We start from the raw sequence: 412 nt of genomic DNA on the forward strand, positions 1-412 counted from the left end.
AGGTTTGGCCGAGCGGCATGCGGTGTCGGTCAGGGGAGCAGTAGTACGAGCCATAAGGGTAAACCCCTTTATCGAATCGACTTTATCCCAAACGTTACCCCTAAATCGGCTGGCAGCTGTCGGAATCCGACGGAACGCCATAACGAAAAAACCCGCCAGAAGGCGGGCTTTACGGTGGTTCCAGAGATTTTGGTAGCCTTCGCTGGAACCTGAACTGGTGCCGGAGACAGGAATCGAACCTGCGACCTTCGCGTTACGAGTGCGCTGCTCTACCGACTGAGCTACACCGGCGTGTAGCGCAACGTACCACTGCTCGCACCTGTTACGCAAACCCCTGTTTCCACTACTTTATTGCCCTGCCCTCAGACCCCCTTGCAGCCCTTCGGCGCCAGGTCTTCTTCGATGTCGGTGG

Annotated in this window: 1 protein-coding gene and 1 tRNA gene; one reads left to right on the forward strand and one right to left on the reverse strand. The window is 57.0% G+C overall.

Annotated elements, in window-relative coordinates:
- Positions 1-213 (forward strand): hypothetical protein (locus tag QWI17_RS23065; RefSeq protein ID WP_302724896.1); only part of this gene is annotated, 213 nt, incomplete at its 5' end.
- A 2-nt stretch (positions 214-215) separates the two neighbouring features.
- Here QWI17_RS23065 and QWI17_RS23070 read toward each other — a convergent pair.
- Positions 216-291, reverse strand: a tRNA-Thr gene (locus QWI17_RS23070).
- Positions 292-412 lie beyond the last annotated feature (121 nt).

The sequence above is a fragment of the Gilvimarinus gilvus genome (assembly GCF_030518155.1).
Classification (GTDB): domain Bacteria; phylum Pseudomonadota; class Gammaproteobacteria; order Pseudomonadales; family Cellvibrionaceae; genus Gilvimarinus; species Gilvimarinus gilvus.